The sequence below is a fragment of the Pseudomonas kulmbachensis genome (assembly GCF_963681935.1).
GTDB lineage: Bacteria > Pseudomonadota > Gammaproteobacteria > Pseudomonadales > Pseudomonadaceae > Aquipseudomonas > Aquipseudomonas kulmbachensis.
In genome coordinates this window covers 2,630,809-2,648,988 of record NZ_OY817088.1, presented here as the reverse complement: position 1 = coordinate 2,648,988, position 18,180 = coordinate 2,630,809, and the positions used below count along the sequence as shown (strand labels likewise).

Genomic DNA, 18,180 nt, shown 5'->3' with positions numbered 1-18,180 from the left:
AAGATTTAAAGCTGGCCTAATTGCTCGCATCAGGGTGGTCGTATCCGCTTCCTGATAAATGGCGCCTGTTTATTTAGCCTGTATCACTCGTCCAAAAATGAATAACCCCCCGCTAAAGCAGTAATACCATGTAGGAATTGTCTTGCTGTGCCAGCCATGCGACCGAAAGCGGGTAAAGAGTGTGCTGCTTCACAATTTTTTCACATGGAAGATCACAGGATAGGGGCTGCTAAAGGACTAGCGCCCCATGCCCGCTTCGGCGGGCTTCTTTTTGCCCGAAATTTGCCAACCTCCCTGCCTGAACCTTGACTCACGCAGCCATTACCCTGAATCGGGTTTGGCGCATGGCGTCACATTCCGTATCATTCGCCCATCACGCTCACCGTAGCGACCGATCACCTACGCATCATTTTCGGAGGGTTCATGAGCCTGCAAGACCTGAACAACATTCCCGGCGTAACTGCTGAACCAGATAGCGCTACCCAGAACTTCGTGTTCAACCACACTATGCTGCGTGTAAAGAACATCGAGAAATCCTTGGATTTCTATACCCGCGTCCTGGGGTTCTCGCTGGTTGAAAAGCGTGATTTCCCCGAAGCTGAATTCAGCCTGTATTTCCTGGCACTGGTGGACAAGGCACAGATCCCGGCAGATGACGCAGCGCGCACGCTGTGGATGAAGTCGATTCCCGGCATCCTGGAGTTGACCCACAACCACGGTTCGGAAACCGACGATAGCGTTGTCTACCACAACGGCAACACCGACCCGCGCGGCTTTGGTCACATCTGCATTTCGGTGCCGGATATTCGCGCCGCTTGCGAGCGTTTTGAAACCCTGGGCGTGGACTTCCAGAAGCGTCTGAACGATGGCCGCATGAAATCGCTGGCATTCGTGAAAGACCCGGACGGTTACTGGGTCGAGATCATCCAGCCGCAACCGATGTAAAAATCGGACGCAAAAAAAACCCATGATTGCTCATGGGTTTTTTGTATCTGGCCGCTTATTCCGGCGCAGATGAGCGGATCAAGTGATCGAATGCGCTCAGCGAAGCCTTGGCGCCCTCACCTACCGCTATCACGATCTGCTTGTACGGTACGGTAGTCACGTCACCTGCAGCGAAAATGCCGGGGATAGACGTTGCACCGCGAGCATCGACAATGATCTCGCCGCGAGGCGAAAGCTCAATAGAGCCTTTGAGCCAATCAGTGTTTGGCAGCAAGCCAATCTGCACAAAAATGCCTTCCAGTTCGACGGTGTGTACATCACCCGATTGACGATCCTTGTAACGCAGACCGTTAACTTTCTGCCCGTCACCTGTGACTTCGGTGGTTTGAGCGTTGGTGATGACCGTTACGTTGGACAAGCTGTGCAACTTGCGCTGCAACACAGCATCGGCGCGCAGTTTGGTATCGAACTCAAGCAGCGTCACATGGGCAACGATACCTGCCAGGTCGATGGCCGCTTCAACGCCGGAGTTACCGCCGCCAATTACCGCAACGCGCTTGCCTTTGAACAGCGGACCATCGCAATGCGGGCAGTAGGCAACACCGCGGCTGCGATATTCCTGCTCGCCGGGCACATTCATTTCACGCCAGCGCGCACCGGTCGCCAGAATCACAGTCTTGGCCTTGAGCGAAGCACCGCTGGCGAATTTCACTTCGTGCAACTCGCCCGCCTTGCCAGGAATCAGCTTGTCAGCACGTTGCAGGTTCATGATGTCGACGTCGTATTGCTTGACGTGTTCTTCAAGTGCCGTTGCAAGCTTTGGCCCTTCAGTCTCCTGAACCGAGATAAAGTTCTCAATGGCCATGGTATCCAGCACCTGACCGCCAAAGCGCTCAGCCGCAACACCGGTACGAATGCCTTTACGCGCAGCATAAATTGCCGCTGCAGCACCGGCCGGGCCACCGCCGATCACCAGCACGTCAAAGGCTTCCTTGGCGCTGATTTTTTCGGCCTGACGCTCAATGGCGCTGGTGTCCAGCTTGCCAAGGATTTCTTCCAGGCCCATGCGGCCCTGACCGAAATTGACCCCATTCAGGTATACGCTTGGGACCGCCATCACTTGACGCTCGGTGACTTCGTCCTGGAACAGGGCGCCGTCAATCGCCACATGGCGAATGTTCGGGTTAAGCACCGCCATCAGGTTCAGTGCCTGTACCACGTCCGGGCAGTTCTGGCATGACAGCGAGAAATAGGTTTCGAAGTTGAACTCGCCTTTAAGGGAGCGAATCTGTTCAATCACGTCGCTACTGGCTTTCGATGGGTGGCCGCCTACTTGCAGCAAGGCCAGTACCAGCGAAGTAAATTCGTGGCCCATAGGGATACCTGCGAAACGCAGGCTGATATCGCCGCCCGGGCGGTTCAGCGAGAACGAAGGCTTGCGCGCATCGTTGCCGTTGTCCAGCAGGGTAATCATGCTGGAAAGGCTGGCGACTTCTTTTAACAGGTCATGCATTTCACGGGATTTCGCACCGTCGTCGAGGGAAGCAACGATCTCGATCGGCTGTGTGACCCGCTCCAGGTATGACTTCAACTGAGCTTTTAGATTGGCGTCCAACATACGGGCGATCTCCTTAATACTGAATTCTGTGTAAAAAAAACGCCCGAGCGAATGTCGCCCGGGCGTTTTGAGGGCGATGCTGCTTACTACTCAGGTGCGGATCACCGCCCTTGTCTGATTCACAGACTTAGATCTTGCCGACCAGGTCCAGCGATGGAGCCAAGGTAGCTTCACCTTCTTTCCATTTGGCTGGGCAAACTTCGCCTGGGTGAGCAGCAACGTACTGAGCAGCCTTGATTTTGCGCAACAGCTCGGAAGCGTCACGGCCAACGCCGCCGTCGTTCAATTCGACGATCTTGATCAGACCTTCCGGGTTGATCACGAAAGTACCGCGGTCAGCCAGGCCTGCTTCTTCGATCAGCACGTCGAAGTTGCGGGAGATGGTCAGCGTAGGGTCGCCGATCATGGTGTACTGGATTTTGCCGATGGCTGGCGAAGTGTTGTGCCAGGCAGCGTGGGCAAAGTGGGTGTCAGTCGACACGCTGTAGATTTCCACGCCGAGCTTCTTGAACTCTTCGTAGTTGTCAGCCAGGTCTTCCAGTTCGGTTGGGCAAACGAAGGTGAAGTCGGCTGGGTAGAAGAACACGACAGACCACTTGCCTTTCAGGTCAGCGTCCGAGACTTCCACGAAGCTGCCGTTTTTGTAGGCAGTTGCTTTGAACGGTTTAACTTGGCTGTTGATGATAGGCATCGTTGACTCTCCGTCAGGGTTGAAAAGTTGATGAGGTGAATCCTAACAACACATTTCGTATCTGGCTCATTGGCAAAGCTGATGCTGGCGATTGGTTTTGGCTATCAGCGGTACCTATATATAGCTGAAAACTAAATATGGCCCTCACTGAAGGTTTTCAACTTGACGCCGATCAGCTACCGATACGTTTTTCAGCGGTGAGACTCATCCCGGTAAACGGGCTCGCTTCAACATAGCGCATGGCTGACTTGACGTCCTTCCAGTCGACGTAATTCATCAGCGACTTCAAATCCCAACCACTTTGATGCGCCCATGTTGCAAAACCGCGACGCAGGGAGTGGCTGGTGTATTGCTCTGCAGGGATGCCTGCGCGCTCCAGTGCCTGACGCAGCAGCGGAATCACACTATTGGCGTGCAACCCCTCCTCGCCCAAGTTGCCCCAGCGATCAATCCCCCTGAACACCGGGCCGCGCACCAACGCTGCAGTATTGAGCCATTCGATATAGGCCCGAACCGGGCACAGGCGCTGTAGTGCCGGGGTTTGAAAGGTCTTGCCCAGATTGTCACGGTCACTTTTGCTGCGCGGCAGATAGAGCGTGATGCCTGAACCTGCGACGGCCTGAACATGCTCAATCTGCAGGCGGCACAACTCATCACTGCGAAACCCGCGCCAGAATCCAAGCAGAATCAGGGCTGCGTCGCGTCGTGCACGCAACAGCCCCGGCTGATCTGCAGCGGCTTGCGCTGCCTGCGCCTCACCTTCAAGCCAGTCGACCACCTGCTCCAGATGCTGCAACTGCAACGGCTCCGCCTGCTTCTCTTGTACCGGGTGCAAGGCGCGGATGCCCTTGAATACCTTGCGTACCACCGGGGCCTTGGTCGGATCAGCAAAGCCCTGGCTGTTGTGCCATTGAGCCAGCGCTGACAAGCGTAGCTTCAAGGTGTTGATCGAAAGCTGACCGGCATGGGCCACCAGATAGCGCGCCACGCTGTCGCTGGTGGCAGGCAGAAACCCGCCCCAGGTCACTTCGAAGTGCTCGATAGCAGCCCGATAGCTACGGCGGGTGTTGTCACGGGTCGCGGCATTTAAGTAGCGATCCAGCTCGCTCATGGGCAGTTCTCTTGGTTGGCGTACTGAAAACGGCCGTTAAAAGCACTTTAAAGGCTATAACACGGGATAATACCAGTATATCCCGTGTCTATAATTACAAATAAAGACAAAATTTAAACACTCATATAGTATGTAATTACATGATACATACCACAGTACATAATCGTAGGAGAGAGCCATGGCTCGTGGCGGCGTAAACAAGGCGGTCGTTCAAATTGCACGCACGGCGATCCTGGCCCGCGGTGAACACCCGAGCATTGATGCGGTACGTATCGAGATGGGAAATACCGGATCGAAAACCACGATCCATCGCTACCTTAAAGAGCTGGACGAGGTCGATTCGCGCCGTGGCGCACCTCAAGAACAGATAGGTGACGAGCTGACCGAGCTGGTGGCCCGCCTCGCTCAGCGCCTGCAGGAACAGGCGCAAGAGCCTATAGACCGCGCCCAGGCGCATTACGAGCAGCTGAAAGTCCAGTTGCAGGATCAACTGAGCGAGGCGCAAAACGCCCAGGCACAACTTGAACAACAGCTTGAGATTCAAGGCGCGGCACTGAGCCTGGAAAGCACCAACCTTGAAGCCACTCGTTCAATGCTGCAAACCGAACAGACCCGCAACGCCGCGCTGAACCAGGCGTGCAGCGACTTTGAGCTACGCCTCAATGATCGTGACGAGCAGATTCGCTCGCTGGAAGACAAGCACCTTCACGCCCGCGACGCGCTTGAGCACTACCGCAGCGCCGTCAAGGAACAACGCGAGCAGGATCAGCGGCGCCATGAGGGGCAATTGCAACAAGTGCAGATGGAGCTGCGGCAGGCGCAACAAAGCGCACTGGTACGCCAGGATGAAATCACCCAGCTGCATCGCGACAACGAACGCGTACTGAGCGAAAGCCGCGCACTCAATAAAGAGCTGAACCAGGCCAACGACCAGCAGCACAAACTGAGCAATCTCAACGGACAGTTGAGCGCGCAACTGAGCAAGCTGCAAAGCGAATGCACTCTGCTTCAGGAACGCCTGCGTGTGGCCACGCAAGAAAGCGAAGGCTTGAAACAGGCACACAGCGAAACCCAACACAGCAACAGCGAGCTTGCCCTGCGCGCCATCAAGGCCGAAGCGGCACTGGAAAGCCTTCAAGCACGAAAGAAGAATGAGGACGAAAGCAAAGCCCCGTAGCAGCTGCCGAAGGAACGAGGCTGCGTCCGGCGGCGTAGCCGTCGTAAACCCTGAGTACTTGTTTTAACTGGCGCACCGCGGTGTCTGATTTCGCGACGGCTACGCCGCCGGACGCAGCCTCGTTCCTTCGGCAGCTGCTACAAATGATCCGCAATCCTCGTTCAGCAACCGTTCAGCTAATGCAATCGATTCCTGTTTGGGAATACGTATCAATATGTTACAAATTAGCCCCCTGACTATTAATCACGCGGGCTTTCACCATGCTGGTTCCATTTCTGATCATGCTGCGCGAAGGGATTGAGGCCGCACTTATCGTCGGTATCATTGCCAGCTACCTCAAGCAAACTGGCCGCGGTCAGTGGATGCCCGCCGTGTGGATCGGCGTCTTTCTGGCCGCTGCACTGTCGCTGCTGGTCGGTGGCGGCCTGGAATTAATGAGCGCCGAATTCCCGCAAAAGCAGCAGGAGTTGTTCGAAGGCATCGTCGGCCTGATCGCCGTCGGCATTCTCAGCTCGATGGTGTTCTGGATGCGCAAGGTGGCGCGCTCCATCAAACATTCGCTGCACACATCTCTCGACCAGGCTTTGGCTGGCTCCAAACATCAAGTCACCGCCCTTATTGCCATGGTGTTCTTTGCGGTCGCCCGCGAAGGGCTCGAAACGGTGTTCTTCCTGCTCGCCGTATTCCAGCAGAGCGAAGGCCCGGCCGCGCCTCTGGGCGCCCTGCTCGGCCTGATTCTGGCTATTTTCGTGGGTTTTGCGATTTACAGCGGCAGTATGCGCTTGAACCTGGGTCTGTTCTTTCGCTGGACCGGTCTATTCATCCTGGTGGTTGCCGCAGGAATTTTGGCCAACTCGGTGCAAGCCCTGCATGAAGCCGGTCTATGGAATCACTTACAAGACGTGGTGTTCGATATCAGCGCCCACCTGCCAATGGACGGCCCCCTGGGCTCGGTACTGGCAGGCATGTTCGGTTATCAGGATGCGCCAACCGTCAGCGTGCTCGGTGCCTATGTGATTTATCTGGTGGTAACCCTGGCAATGTTCTTCCGCCCGCCGGCACCAGCGAAAACTGCACACACCTCCTCAGTAACAAACCCATAAGGCCAAACATGCCTACCCCTGCAAGCGGTACACCCCCACGCGCTTTGCGCTGGGCGGTGGCCGGCTCGGTGATCGTGATGATCGCGGCCGGCGGATTGTTCTACTACGCCTCGCAACTGGCTGCGGCCAAACGCAAGGTTCACAACAACGAAGTCACGGTGACCATTCACCCCCACAGCTGTGAACCCAATGCACTGACCGTACCGGCTGGTTTCAACAGCTTTCGTATCGTCAACGCCTCGGAACGGGCGGTTGAATGGGAGATCCTGGACGGCGTACTGGTAGTTGAAGAGCGTGAGAATATCGCTCCTGGGCTGAGCCAAGTAATTAACGCAACCCTGGCTCCAGGTGATTACGCCATCACTTGCGGGCTGCTCAGCAACCCCCGCGGCACATTGCACGTAACACCCACCGCAGAGTCCGAAGCCCGCGCCAATGCGCGACCGTCAATGGTAGCGTTTATCGGCCCGCTGTCGGAGTTCCGGGTGTACCTGAGCAGCCAGGGCAGCGCACTGATCAAGGCCGTTGACGCACTGTCGCAGGCCATTGCCGCCGATGACCTGGTGCAGGCGCAGGCTTTATATATTCCCGCCCGCGAGGCCTATCAGCGCCTGGCTCCGGCAGCACAGCGCCTCGCCGAACTGGATAACGCGATCAACGCGCGTGCCGACTATTTCGAAAAACGCGAGCAGGACCCGGGCTTCACCGGCTTCCATCGCCTGGAATACGGCCTGTTCGATCAACGCAGCACCCAGGGCCTGATACCTGTTGCCCAACAACTGCAAGCCAATGCCATACAACTCAAGCAACAGTTACTGGCGCAATCGCTGCCCCCCGAGCAACTGGTGAGCATTGTTGCGCGCACCCTCCACAACTTGGCCGACACTCGCGCCAACAGCGGCGAAGAGGAACGCTACAGCCATATCGACCTCAGCGGCTTTGCCGCCAATCTTGAAGTTGCGCGCAAGGTGGTTGACCTGCTGCGCCCACTGCTGGCCAGGAAAAATGCCGATCTACTGCACAGCATAGACAGCGCCAGTACCTCTCTTGAGGCCGAGCTCAATGGTCTGAAAACCGCACAGGGCTACCGCACCTACGACACGGTCAGTTCCGAACAACGCCAACAAATCAGTAACAAGGCCAAGGTTCTGGCCGATGCACTCGATGGAATCGATCCCGCCCTCGGCCTTAGCGGCCTGTAATTGCAGACGAGACGCATATGAGCGATTCAGAACACAACCCGGACTCCTTCAACCTGCAACGCCGCCGCATCCTGATGGGCATGGGGGTCGCGGGGGCTGCACTGGCCGGTGGCGCCCTGAGCTGCCCAGCGCTGGCTGCGGGCAACCCGGCCAGCGCGCAAGTGACCCAAGCGCCCAGCAGTGACAAGACCCAAGACCATCACGTTTTTCATGCCCAACACCAAAATGGCATTGTCACCCCGCGCCCGGCCGCGGGCATGCTGGTGGCCTTTGATGTGCTGGCCAGCGACCGGCAAGACCTGGAGCGCTTGTTTCGCACCCTGAATGAACGCATTGCCTTCTTGATGAAGGGCGGTGCAGTCCCCCAGATAGATCCCAAGTTGCCACCGGTTGACTCCGGGATTCTCGGCCCGGTTGTAACCCCGGATAACCTGACCGTCACAGTCTCGGTGGGCGAATCGCTGTTTGATGAGCGTTTCGGCCTGACATCCGTCAAACCCAAACGCCTGAGTCGCATGCAAGGCTTCCCCAACGACGCACTGGAGCCTGCGCAGTGCCATGGCGATTTGAGCCTGCAATTTTGCGCCAATACCGCCGACACCAATATTCACGCCCTGCGCGATATCGTAAAAAATCTGCCTGACTTGTTGTTGGTACGCTGGAAGCAGGAAGGCACCGTACCACCACAAGCTCCCGCCAAGCCTGGCGAACCAGCGCAGAGCGCACGCAACTTCCTAGGCTTTCGCGATGGCTCGGCCAACCCCGACTCCAACAACAACACCACGATGAACCAGATTGTCTGGGTGCAGTCCGGTAGCGACGAGCCCGCTTGGGCAGTCAACGGCAGCTATCAGGCAGTGCGCATCATCCGCAACTTTGTCGAGCGCTGGGATCGCACGCCACTGCAAGAACAGGAAAGCATCTTCGGTCGCAACAAGGCCACCGGCGCGCCCATGGACGGCAGTCGCGAAACCGACGTCCCGGACTACAGCAAGGACCCCCACGGCAAAATCACCAAAATGGACGCCCACATTCGCTTGGCCAACCCGCGCACCGCGCAAACGCGCAACAGCTTGATCCTGCGCCGGCCATTCAACTACTCCAATGGCGTCAACAAAAACGGCCAGTTGGACATGGGCCTGCTGTTTATCTGTTACCAGCGCGATCTGGAACAAGGCTTTATTGCCGTGCAAACCCGCCTCAACGGCGAGCCACTGGAGGAATACCTCAAGCCCGTGGGCGGCGGCTACTTCTTCACCCTGCCGGGCGTTCGCGACAACCAGGACTTTATTGGCCGTTCATTGCTCGATGCAGCCACCCCCCTTACCCGCACCTGAACCTCAACCCAACCGGAAAGAGTCCCATGAAGAAGACGCCGCTCGCACTGTTCCTGGCCCTAGGCTTGCTCCACACCCCGCTCCCGGTATTGGCGGCAACCGCGCCACTGGATTTGGTGCAACCTGTTTCGGACTATAAGATTTACGTCACCGAGCAACTGGATGAGCTGGCCAGCAACACGCAAAAATTCACCGATGCCGTAAAAAAGGGTGATCTGGCCACAGCCAAAAAACTCTACGCCCCGACCCGCGTCTACTATGAGTCGATCGAGCCGATTGCCGAACTGTTCAGCGACCTCGACGCCTCCATCGATTCACGGGTCGACGATCATGAAAAAGGCGTAACGGCACCTGACTTCACCGGCTTTCACCGCATCGAATACAGCCTGTTCTCCGAGAACAGCACCCAGGGCCTTGATCAACTGGCCGACGGCCTGAACAAAGACGTCAAGGACCTGCAAGCCCGAGTCGCTGGACTGACCTTCCCGCCCGAAAAAGTCGTCGGTGGCGCTGCCGCCTTGATGGAAGAAGTGGCCGCGACCAAGATTTCCGGCGAGGAGGACCGCTATAGCCACACCGATCTCTACGACTTTCAAGGCAACGTAGATGGCGCGAAAAAGATCTTCGATCTGTTCCGCACGCAAATAGAACAGAACGACAAAGCCTTTGCCGCCAAGGTGGATAAAAACTTCGCCACGGTGAACAAGATCCTGGCCAAGTACAAAACTGCCGACGGTGGCTTTGAAACCTACGACAAGGTCAAGGAAAACGACCGCAAGGCACTGGTCGGCCCGGTCAACACCTTGGCTGAAGACTTGTCGACCCTGCGCGGCAAGTTGGGCCTGAACTAAAGTTTATCGACGGCGCCAGCCAATGTGACACGCGTCACATACCCACAGGTTGGCGCCGCAGCATTTACCTCGTACGCCCCCCCCCCCGCAAACTTGCTTCTTGCCGTGCATCACTGTTCAAAGTCATTTCTCTACTGTAAGAAGCTTGTTATCCAGGAGAAACATTATCATCTGTGCAAATACTGTTCGGGGGCTGCAAATACTTTCCTGAATAGCACCTGTCTAGCAGCTGGAAAACATGCACTGTTGATCCAACTTTCATAGGTTTTTCACAAGGAGGCGTTTAACGTATGCACTATCTCAAATGGCAAAGACCATAGAGTTATCAAGAAAATCATGTAGATAACACAATCGAGTGACTTTACCTTTGTCAGTAATAGGCTTTACTGGGAGCGGGCGCGAGTCCTTACAGTGCGCTTGAACCAGGTTGACTTAGACATGTCGTCTTGTGCCAATGAAACTGACTGGAACGAATACTTTGAAACCTTACCCAATCCAGTGTGTGTCGATCGTCATTCCGGTCTACAACGAAGAACAGAGCCTGCCAGAACTGTTGCGCCGCACTGAAGCTGCCTGCGCACAACTGAGCCAAGCCTACGAAATCGTGCTGGTCGATGACGGCAGCCGTGACAACTCGGCGCAAATCCTGCAAGAGGCCGCTGAGCGTGAAGGCAGCCATGTGGTCGCGGTTATCCTCAACCGCAACTACGGGCAACATGCCGCGATCATGGCCGGCTTCGAGCACTCCAAGGGCGATGTGGTCATCACCCTCGACGCCGACCTGCAAAACCCGCCAGAAGAAATCCCGCGACTGGTTGCGCAGGCAGCACTGGGTTACGACGTGGTCGGCACCGTACGCAACAACCGCCAGGACTCTGCCTGGCGCCGCTGGCCTTCACGCCTGATCAACCTGGCCGTGCAACGCTCCACCGGGGTTGCCATGAGCGACTACGGCTGCATGCTGCGCGCTTACCGCCGCAGCATCGTCGACGCCATGCTCGCCTGCCGTGAGCGCAGTACTTTTATCCCGATTCTGGCCAACAGCTTTGCCCGCCATACCACTGAAGTGCTGGTCGAGCATGCCGAGCGCGAGCACGGCGACTCCAAGTACAGCCCGATGCGCCTGATCAACCTGATGTTTGACCTGATCACTTGCATGACCACCACGCCTTTGCGCTTGCTGAGCATTATCGGCTTCAGCATGGCTGCCCTTGGCGTCGTGTTCGCGATTGCGCTGATCATGCTGCGCCTGATCTTCGGTGCAAGCTGGGCCGGCGACGGTACTTTTGTACTGTTTGCGGTGCTCTTCGTGTTTACCGGCGGCCAATTTATCGGCATGGGCCTTTTGGGTGAGTACTTGGGCCGCATGTACAGCGATGTGCGTGCACGACCACGGTTTTTCATTGAAAAAATTGTTCGCGCCGAATCTTCGACGTCCACTGTTTCAACTTGCAACTCGACTTCTTCTACTTCGACACAGGTCCAATCATGAGTTTGAAAGCCGTTGTTTTCGCCTATCACGATATTGGCTGCACAGGCATCGAAGCCTTGCTCAATGCAGGCTACGAAATTGCAGCTGTATTTACCCATGCTGACGACCCCAAGGAAAATAACTTTTACGGCTCGGTCGCCCAACTGTGTGCCCGTAAAGGTATCCCGGTTCACGCACCGGAAGACGCTAACCACCCACTGTGGATCGAGCGCATTCGCAAGCTGAACGCCGATTACATCTTCTCGTTCTACTACCGCCACCTGCTGGGCGAAGAACTGCTGGCCAGCGTCAGCAAAGGTGCTTTCAACCTGCATGGCTCGTTGCTGCCGCGTTATCGTGGTCGCGCACCAGCCAACTGGGTACTGGTCAACGGCGAAACCGAAACCGGCGTCACCCTGCACCGCATGGTCAAGCGTGCTGACGCAGGCGACATTCTGGCTCAGCAGCGCATCAGCATCGAGCGCTCGGACACCGCACTGAGCCTGCACGCCAAGCTGCGCGAAACCGCCGCTCAACTGCTTGCCGAAGCCTTGCCATTGCTGCCTCAGGGCAAGCTGACCGAAACTGCGCAAGACGAATCCAAGGCCACCTACTTCGGTCGCCGAACCCCGGCTGACGGCCTGCTGCAATGGACTCGCCCGGCCGAAGAACTGTTCAACCTGGTGCGTGCCGTTACCCAGCCGTACCCGGGCGCTTTCTGCGCCGTGGGCGAGCACAAACTGATTGTCTGGGGCGCCGAAGTGGTTGCCGGCAATGAGGGCCTTGCACCTGGCCAGGTCATCAGCTGCGACCCACTGCGCATTGCCTGCGCTCAAGATTCCCTGCTGATCACTGCCGGTCAGCGCAACGACAACGGCCTGTACCTGAGCGGCCCGCAACTGGCCCGCGAACTGGGTCTGGTTGAAGGTTCGCGCCTGCGTGGCAGCGAGTCCGGTCGCCCGGCACGTCGTACCCGCGTCCTGATCCTGGGCGTAAACGGCTTTATCGGTAACCACTTGTCCGAGCGTCTGCTGCAAGACGACCAGTACGAAGTGTATGGCCTGGACATCGGCTCCGACGCCATCGAGCGCCTGCGCAGCAATCCCAACTTCCACTTCGTGGAAGGCGACATCAGCATCCACACCGAGTGGATCGAATACCACATCAAGAAATGCGACGTGGTTCTGCCGCTGGTGGCCATCGCGACGCCTATCGAATACACCCGCAACCCATTGCGCGTATTCGAACTGGACTTCGAGGAAAACCTCAAGCTGGTGCGCTACTGCGTCAAATACAACAAGCGCGTGATCTTCCCGTCCACGTCCGAAGTGTATGGCATGTGCCAGGACAAGAACTTCGACGAAGACACCTCCAACCTGATCGTTGGCCCGATCAACAAGCAACGCTGGATCTACTCGGTCTCCAAGCAACTGCTTGACCGCGTTATCTGGGCCTACGGCCAGAAGGGCCTGAAATTCACCCTGTTCCGTCCGTTCAACTGGATGGGCCCACGCCTTGACCGTCTGGATTCGGCACGGGTTGGCAGCTCGCGTGCGATCACTCAACTGATCCTGCACCTGGTGGAAGGCACCCCGATCCGTCTGGTTGACGGCGGCGAACAAAAACGCTGCTTCACAGACGTGGCCGACGGTATCGAAGCTCTGGCACGCATCATCGACAACAAGGGTGGCAAGTGCGACGGCCAGATCATCAACATCGGTAACCCGGATAACGAAGCCAGCATTCGTCAACTGGGTGAAGAGTTGCTGCGTCAGTTCGAAGCGCATCCACTGCGTGCCAACTTCCCTCCGTTTGCCGGTTTCCGCGACGTAGAAAGCCAGTCGTTCTACGGCACCGGCTACCAGGACGTGAGCCATCGCAAACCAAGTGTTGAAAACGCCCGTCGTCTGATCGACTGGACACCCACCACCGAGCTGAGCGAAACCATTGGCAAGACCCTGGACTTCTTCCTGCGTGAAGCCATGGTAGAAATCGCGGAAAAACGCTGATGCAAGCTGGACTACGTATTGATGTCGACACGTACCGTGGAACCCGTGAGGGGGTTCCACGGTTACTCGAACTGCTCGACGAAGCCCAGATCAAAGCCACGTTTTTTTTCAGCGTGGGGCCGGACAACATGGGCCGCCATTTATGGCGGCTGATCAAGCCCCAGTTTTTCTGGAAAATGATGCGCTCCAAGGCTGCCAGCCTGTACGGCTGGGATATTTTGCTGGCCGGCACCGCCTGGCCAGGCAAACCGATCGGCAAGGATCTGGGGCACTTGATGCGCCAGACCCTGGCCGCGGGCCACGAGGTTGGCTTGCACGCCTGGGATCACCATGGCTGGCAAGCCAACACCGCACGCTGGAGCGAAGCGCAATTGATCGAGCAGATCCGCCGTGGTGTCGAGACGTTGAGCGACATCACCGGGCAAGCCGTCGAGTGTTCGGCCGCCGCAGGCTGGCGTGCCGATGAACGCGTAGTCCAGGCCAAGGAAACCTTTGGCTTTCGTTACAACAGTGATTGCCGCGGGCACAGTCTGTTTCGGCCAAGGTTGGCTGATGGCAGGCTGGGCGCGCCGCAAATCCCTGTGGATTTACCCACCTTCGATGAAGTGGTCGGGCCCGAGCTGAGTGCCGCCGATTTCAACTCATTCATTCTTGATCGCTTCAGCCCACAAAAGCTGAATGCGTACACCATCCATGCAGAAGTAGAAGGGATTCTAATGGCCAACGACTTCCGTCAATTGCTTGCCCAGGCCCGGGCGCGTGACATTCATTTCCAACCCCTGCGGGACTTGCTCCCCGCCGATCTCGACAGCCTGCCAGCCGGGCAACTGAGTCGCGGCGTGCTTGAAGGCCGTGAAGGCTGGTTGGGAGTGCAGAAGCCATGACTCAGCGCTGGACGATACCGCTGCTGGTTTTAGCCTTTATCGCGTTTTACCTGCTACCGCTGGGCACTCACGGCCTGTGGATTCCTGACGAAACGCGCTACGCACAAATCGGCCAACAAATTCTGGTCGACGGTAACTGGATCACCCCGCACTTCATGGATTTGCGTTACTTCGAGAAGCCGATTGCCGGCTACTGGATGATCGCCATCGGTCAGGCCATTTTTGGCGAAAACCTGTTTGGCGTACGCATTGCCTCAGCCATCGCCACCGGCCTGAGCGTGTTCCTGGCTTATGCCGTGGCCCGTCGCCTGTGGAATGACCCGCGCAAGAGCTTTGCCTGCGCGCTGGTGTACATGACCTTTGGCCTGATTGCAGGCCAGGCCGGGTATTCCAACCTCGATCCGCAATTCACTCTGTGGGTCAACCTGAGCATGGTTGCCCTATGGTTTGCCGTGGACAGCCGCTCGCGCCGTGATCGCCTGATCAGCTGGGCGGTACTGGGTTTTGCCTGCGGCATGGGCTTTATGACCAAAGGCTTTCTGGCCCTGCTGCTGCCGGTTCTGATCGCCCTGCCCTACATGATTTGGCAAAAACGCTTTCTGGAACTGGTCAAGTATGGCCTGGTAGCCATGCTGGTCGCCGCTGCCGTCTCGCTGCCATGGGTGCTCGCGGTTCACGCCCAGGAGCCCGATTACTGGCGCTTCTTCTTCTGGCACGAGCATATCCGCCGCTTTGCCGGTGACGATGCCCAGCACGGTCGTCCGTGGTGGTTCTACTTGCCGCTGATGGTGGTCTCCAGCTTGCCGTGGGCAGCTTTGTTGCCCGCGACCTTCAAGGACGCCTGGCAAAACAAACGCCATGCCAGCGTTGTGTTCATCCTGCTGTGGCTGTTGCTGCCACTGGGCTTGTTCAGCCTGAGCAAGGGCAAACTGCCGACCTATATCATGCCGTGCATGCTGCCGCTGGCACTGCTGCTGGGCCACGCGATGATGCAACGTGTCGAGCAGGCCAAAACTGGCGCCTTGCGCGTTAACGGGCTGGTCAATCTGTTGGTCGGCGGCGCGGCATTGCTGGCGCTGGTCTACTTCCAGATCAAAAAACCGTTCTATGACAACGAGCCGCAGCACATGGCGCTGTTGGTCGTGGTGCTGCTGACCTGGATCGTGACCGGCCTGCTGACCTTGTCCAAACCGCTGAAAATGTGGGCAGCCCCTGCCGTGGCCATGGGCGTGCTGGTACTTGCGCTGCCTGCGGCTATGCCGACCAGCGTGGTGCACAACAAGATGCCCGACCAGTTCATCCTTGAACACATCGACGAACTGGCCCAGGCCAAAACCTTTCTCAGCAACGACCTGGGTGCGGCTTCTGCCCTGGCCTGGCGCCTGCGTCGTCCGGACGTGACGCTTTACAACACCCAGGGCGAGGTCAAATACGGCCTCACCTATGACGATGCCAAAGGCAAAAGCATTGGCCTGGATCAGATTGGCCAATGGATGACCGACGCACGACTCCAAGGTCCTGTAGGCGTGGTAATGCGGGTCAAGGACAGCGATGAAAGCCATGAAATGGACGAGTTGCCCAAAGATGCCCAGCGTTATGACGAAGGCAATATGGTGATTCTGATATTCCCGCAGATCACTCCATGACCTTGACCCTGCTACTGCTGGCTTGCCTGTTGACTTGCGCCGGCCAGATCGCCCAGAAGTATGCCGTCGAGGGCTGGCGCGGAATCGACACCGGGGTAGCGCAAAAACTGCGCTCCCCTTGGTTATGGCTGGCACTGCTGTGTCTGGGTCTCGGTTTGCTGGTGTGGTTGCTGGTATTGCAACGGCTGGAGGTCGGGATTGCTTACCCGATGCTCAGCCTCAATTTTGTGTTGATCACTCTGGTCGCCCGCTACCTGTTTAAAGAAACCATCGACCTGCGTCATTGGGTGGGTGTTGGACTGGTCATTGCCGGGGTGGTTTTACTGGGGCAACACGCATGAGCCTGCGCCGTGGATTTATCTTTGCTTCGGGCAGCGTGTTGCTGGTCAGTTCTGCCCAACTGGGTATGCGCTGGAGCATGACCCGCTTGCCGGAACCTGCCCAATGGGTGAGTGCAATCAGTCAGGGCGAGGTATCAATATCGGCATTGGCCGTGGTGATTGCGGCAATTGCTGCTTATGCCTTGTCGATGCTGTGCTGGCTGCTGGCTCTGCGCGATTTGCCGTTGGGCCGCGCCTATTCGCTGTTAAGCATCAGTTACGCACTGGTTTACCTGCTGGCTGCAAGCCTGCCGGTATTCCATGAAAGCTTCACCCTTTCAAAAACCCTTGGTGTGACGCTGGTCATTCTAGGGGTGCTTACGATCAACTCTCGACGTACCCCAAGTTCCAGGAACTGCGCATGAAAATCAGTGTATTTGGTAGTGGTTATGTAGGCCTGGTGCAGGCGACGGTATTGGCGGAAGTCGGCCACGACGTAATCTGCATGGACATTGACCAGAAAAAGGTCGAGTTGCTGCAGCAAGGTCACGTCAGCATTTTTGAGCCCGGGCTTTCCAGCCTGGTGCGTGAAAACCTTGAAAGCAAACGCCTGCGTTTTACCAGCGATGAAAAACTCGCCGTTGAACACGGCCAGGTACTGTTTATCGCTGTAGGTACGCCCCCGAGCGAAGACGGTTCGGCTGACCTGGGCCAGGTGTTCTCTGTGGGTGATGCGGTTGCCCGCCACCGCAATGAACCACTGATTCTGGTCGAGAAATCCACCGTTCCCGTGGGCACCGGCGACGCACTGACTGCGCATATCAACCAGGCCCTGGATCTGGCCGGGCGCTCGTTGCAATTTGACGTGGTATCCAACCCCGAATTCCTCAAGGAAGGCTCGGCAGTTACCGACTGCCGCCGCCCGGACCGCATCATCATTGGCTGCGCCCGCGAAGAAGTGCGCGAGGTCATGCGTGACCTGTATGCGCCGTTCAACCGCAACCATGACCGCATTATTTTCATGGACCTGCGCAGCGCAGAGCTGACCAAGTACGCTGCCAACTGCATGCTTGCGACCAAAATCAGCTTTATCAACCAGATTGCCGAACTGGCCGAACACCTGGGGGCGGATATCGAAGCCGTGCGTCTGGGTATTGGCGCCGACACGCGCATTGGTTATCACTTTATCTACCCTGGCTGCGGCTACGGCGGTTCGTGCTTCCCTAAAGACATGCGCGCGCTGATCCACAGTGCCCAGCAGGTCAATTGTTCGAGCGACTTGCTGCAAGCGGTCGAAGCGATCAACGAACGTCAGAAACACAAGCTGTTCGATCGCATCAATGCATTTTTCAAGGGTGACCTCAAAGGCAAGACGTTTGCTCTGTGGGGCCTGGCATTCAAACCCAACACCGACGACATGCGCGACGCGCCGAGCCGTGTGCTGATGGAAGCCCTGTGGGCAGCCGGTGCTGATGTGCGCGCTTTTGACCCCGAAGCCATGCAGGAAACCCAGCGTCTGTACGGCGATGAGCCACGCCTGAGCCTGATGGGCACCCCGGAGTCGACCCTCAACGGCGCAGATGCGTTGATCGTGTGTACCGAGTGGCAACAATTCAAGGCGCCGGATTTTGACCTGATCAAACAGCGCCTGAACACTCCGGTGATTTTCGACGGCCGCAACCTGTATGAAGGCGAGCGTCTGGCCAAGGTCGGCCTGCAATACTTCCCGATGGGCCGGGGTGAGTCGTGCAACTTGCCGGTAGGTTCAACAGCCATTTAATGATCTGACAGCGCCGCCATTGGTAACAGTGGCGG

Annotated in this window: 16 protein-coding genes; 13 read left to right on the top strand and 3 right to left on the bottom strand. The window is 57.3% G+C overall.

The window, feature by feature from the left end; translation table 11 throughout:
- Positions 1–423: 423 nt before the first annotated feature.
- Entirely contained in the window at positions 424–945 is a 522-nt protein-coding gene (gene gloA / locus U5A05_RS11985; RefSeq protein WP_261742274.1) for a lactoylglutathione lyase, read from the top strand.
- Positions 946–1,000: 55 nt separating this feature from the next.
- Here the strand turns inward: gloA and ahpF are convergent, their stop codons facing one another.
- From ahpF to U5A05_RS11970, 3 genes are all read right to left on the bottom strand, one after another.
- Positions 1,001–2,563, bottom strand: coding sequence for an alkyl hydroperoxide reductase subunit F (gene ahpF, locus U5A05_RS11980; RefSeq protein ID WP_321836480.1), 1,563 nt, complete (start codon positions 2,561–2,563; stop codon positions 1,001–1,003).
- Between the two features lie 127 nt (positions 2,564–2,690).
- Positions 2,691–3,254, bottom strand: coding sequence for an alkyl hydroperoxide reductase subunit C (gene ahpC / locus U5A05_RS11975; RefSeq protein ID WP_261742272.1), 564 nt, complete (start codon positions 3,252–3,254; stop codon positions 2,691–2,693).
- Between the two features lie 172 nt (positions 3,255–3,426).
- A complete protein-coding gene (locus U5A05_RS11970) occupies positions 3,427–4,365 on the bottom strand; it encodes a site-specific integrase (RefSeq protein WP_321836479.1) in 939 nt (312 codons plus the stop codon).
- 178 nt (positions 4,366–4,543) lie between these two features.
- Here U5A05_RS11970 and U5A05_RS11965 point away from each other — a divergent pair, with 178 nt between their 5' ends.
- The 12 genes from U5A05_RS11965 (at position 4,544) to U5A05_RS11910 (ending at position 18,145) form a co-directional block, all read left to right on the top strand.
- Complete coding sequence (locus tag U5A05_RS11965; RefSeq protein ID WP_321836478.1) at positions 4,544–5,542, top strand: DNA-binding protein; 999 nt, start codon at positions 4,544–4,546, stop codon at positions 5,540–5,542.
- Positions 5,543–5,802: 260 nt separating this feature from the next.
- The gene (gene efeU / locus U5A05_RS11960) at positions 5,803–6,645 is read left to right on the top strand and encodes an iron uptake transporter permease EfeU (protein WP_261742269.1); all 843 of its coding nucleotides are present in this window, start codon (positions 5,803–5,805) and stop codon (positions 6,643–6,645) included.
- 8 nt (positions 6,646–6,653) lie between these two features.
- Positions 6,654–7,847: an iron uptake system protein EfeO gene (gene efeO / locus U5A05_RS11955; RefSeq protein WP_261742268.1), complete on the top strand. Its 1,194-nt coding sequence runs from the start codon at positions 6,654–6,656 to the stop codon at positions 7,845–7,847.
- A 17-nt stretch (positions 7,848–7,864) separates the two neighbouring features.
- A complete protein-coding gene (efeB, locus tag U5A05_RS11950) occupies positions 7,865–9,184 on the top strand; it encodes an iron uptake transporter deferrochelatase/peroxidase subunit (RefSeq protein WP_321836477.1) in 1,320 nt (439 codons plus the stop codon).
- Positions 9,185–9,210: 26 nt separating this feature from the next.
- Positions 9,211–10,035, top strand: coding sequence for an iron uptake system protein EfeO (efeO, locus tag U5A05_RS11945; protein WP_261742266.1), 825 nt, complete (start codon positions 9,211–9,213; stop codon positions 10,033–10,035).
- 478 nt (positions 10,036–10,513) lie between these two features.
- Complete coding sequence (gene arnC / locus U5A05_RS11940; RefSeq protein ID WP_261742265.1) at positions 10,514–11,527, top strand: undecaprenyl-phosphate 4-deoxy-4-formamido-L-arabinose transferase; 1,014 nt, start codon at positions 10,514–10,516, stop codon at positions 11,525–11,527.
- Complete coding sequence (gene arnA, locus U5A05_RS11935; protein ID WP_261742264.1) at positions 11,524–13,515, top strand: bifunctional UDP-4-amino-4-deoxy-L-arabinose formyltransferase/UDP-glucuronic acid oxidase ArnA; 1,992 nt, start codon at positions 11,524–11,526, stop codon at positions 13,513–13,515. Before arnC ends, arnA begins: the two co-directional genes overlap by 4 nt.
- Positions 13,515–14,399: a 4-deoxy-4-formamido-L-arabinose-phosphoundecaprenol deformylase gene (arnD, locus tag U5A05_RS11930; protein ID WP_261742263.1), complete on the top strand. Its 885-nt coding sequence runs from the start codon at positions 13,515–13,517 to the stop codon at positions 14,397–14,399. The genes arnA and arnD overlap by 1 nt, the downstream gene beginning before the upstream one ends.
- Positions 14,396–16,045: a lipid IV(A) 4-amino-4-deoxy-L-arabinosyltransferase gene (arnT, locus tag U5A05_RS11925; protein WP_321836476.1), complete on the top strand. Its 1,650-nt coding sequence runs from the start codon at positions 14,396–14,398 to the stop codon at positions 16,043–16,045. The genes arnD and arnT overlap by 4 nt, the downstream gene beginning before the upstream one ends.
- Entirely contained in the window at positions 16,042–16,386 is a 345-nt protein-coding gene (gene arnE, locus U5A05_RS11920; RefSeq protein WP_261742261.1) for a 4-amino-4-deoxy-L-arabinose-phosphoundecaprenol flippase subunit ArnE, read from the top strand. The genes arnT and arnE overlap by 4 nt, the downstream gene beginning before the upstream one ends.
- The gene (gene arnF / locus U5A05_RS11915) at positions 16,383–16,790 is read left to right on the top strand and encodes a 4-amino-4-deoxy-L-arabinose-phosphoundecaprenol flippase subunit ArnF (RefSeq protein WP_321836475.1); all 408 of its coding nucleotides are present in this window, start codon (positions 16,383–16,385) and stop codon (positions 16,788–16,790) included. The genes arnE and arnF overlap by 4 nt, the downstream gene beginning before the upstream one ends.
- Positions 16,787–18,145: a UDP-glucose dehydrogenase family protein gene (locus U5A05_RS11910; RefSeq protein WP_321836474.1), complete on the top strand. Its 1,359-nt coding sequence runs from the start codon at positions 16,787–16,789 to the stop codon at positions 18,143–18,145. The genes arnF and U5A05_RS11910 overlap by 4 nt, the downstream gene beginning before the upstream one ends.
- The last annotated feature ends 35 nt before the right edge of the window (positions 18,146–18,180 follow it).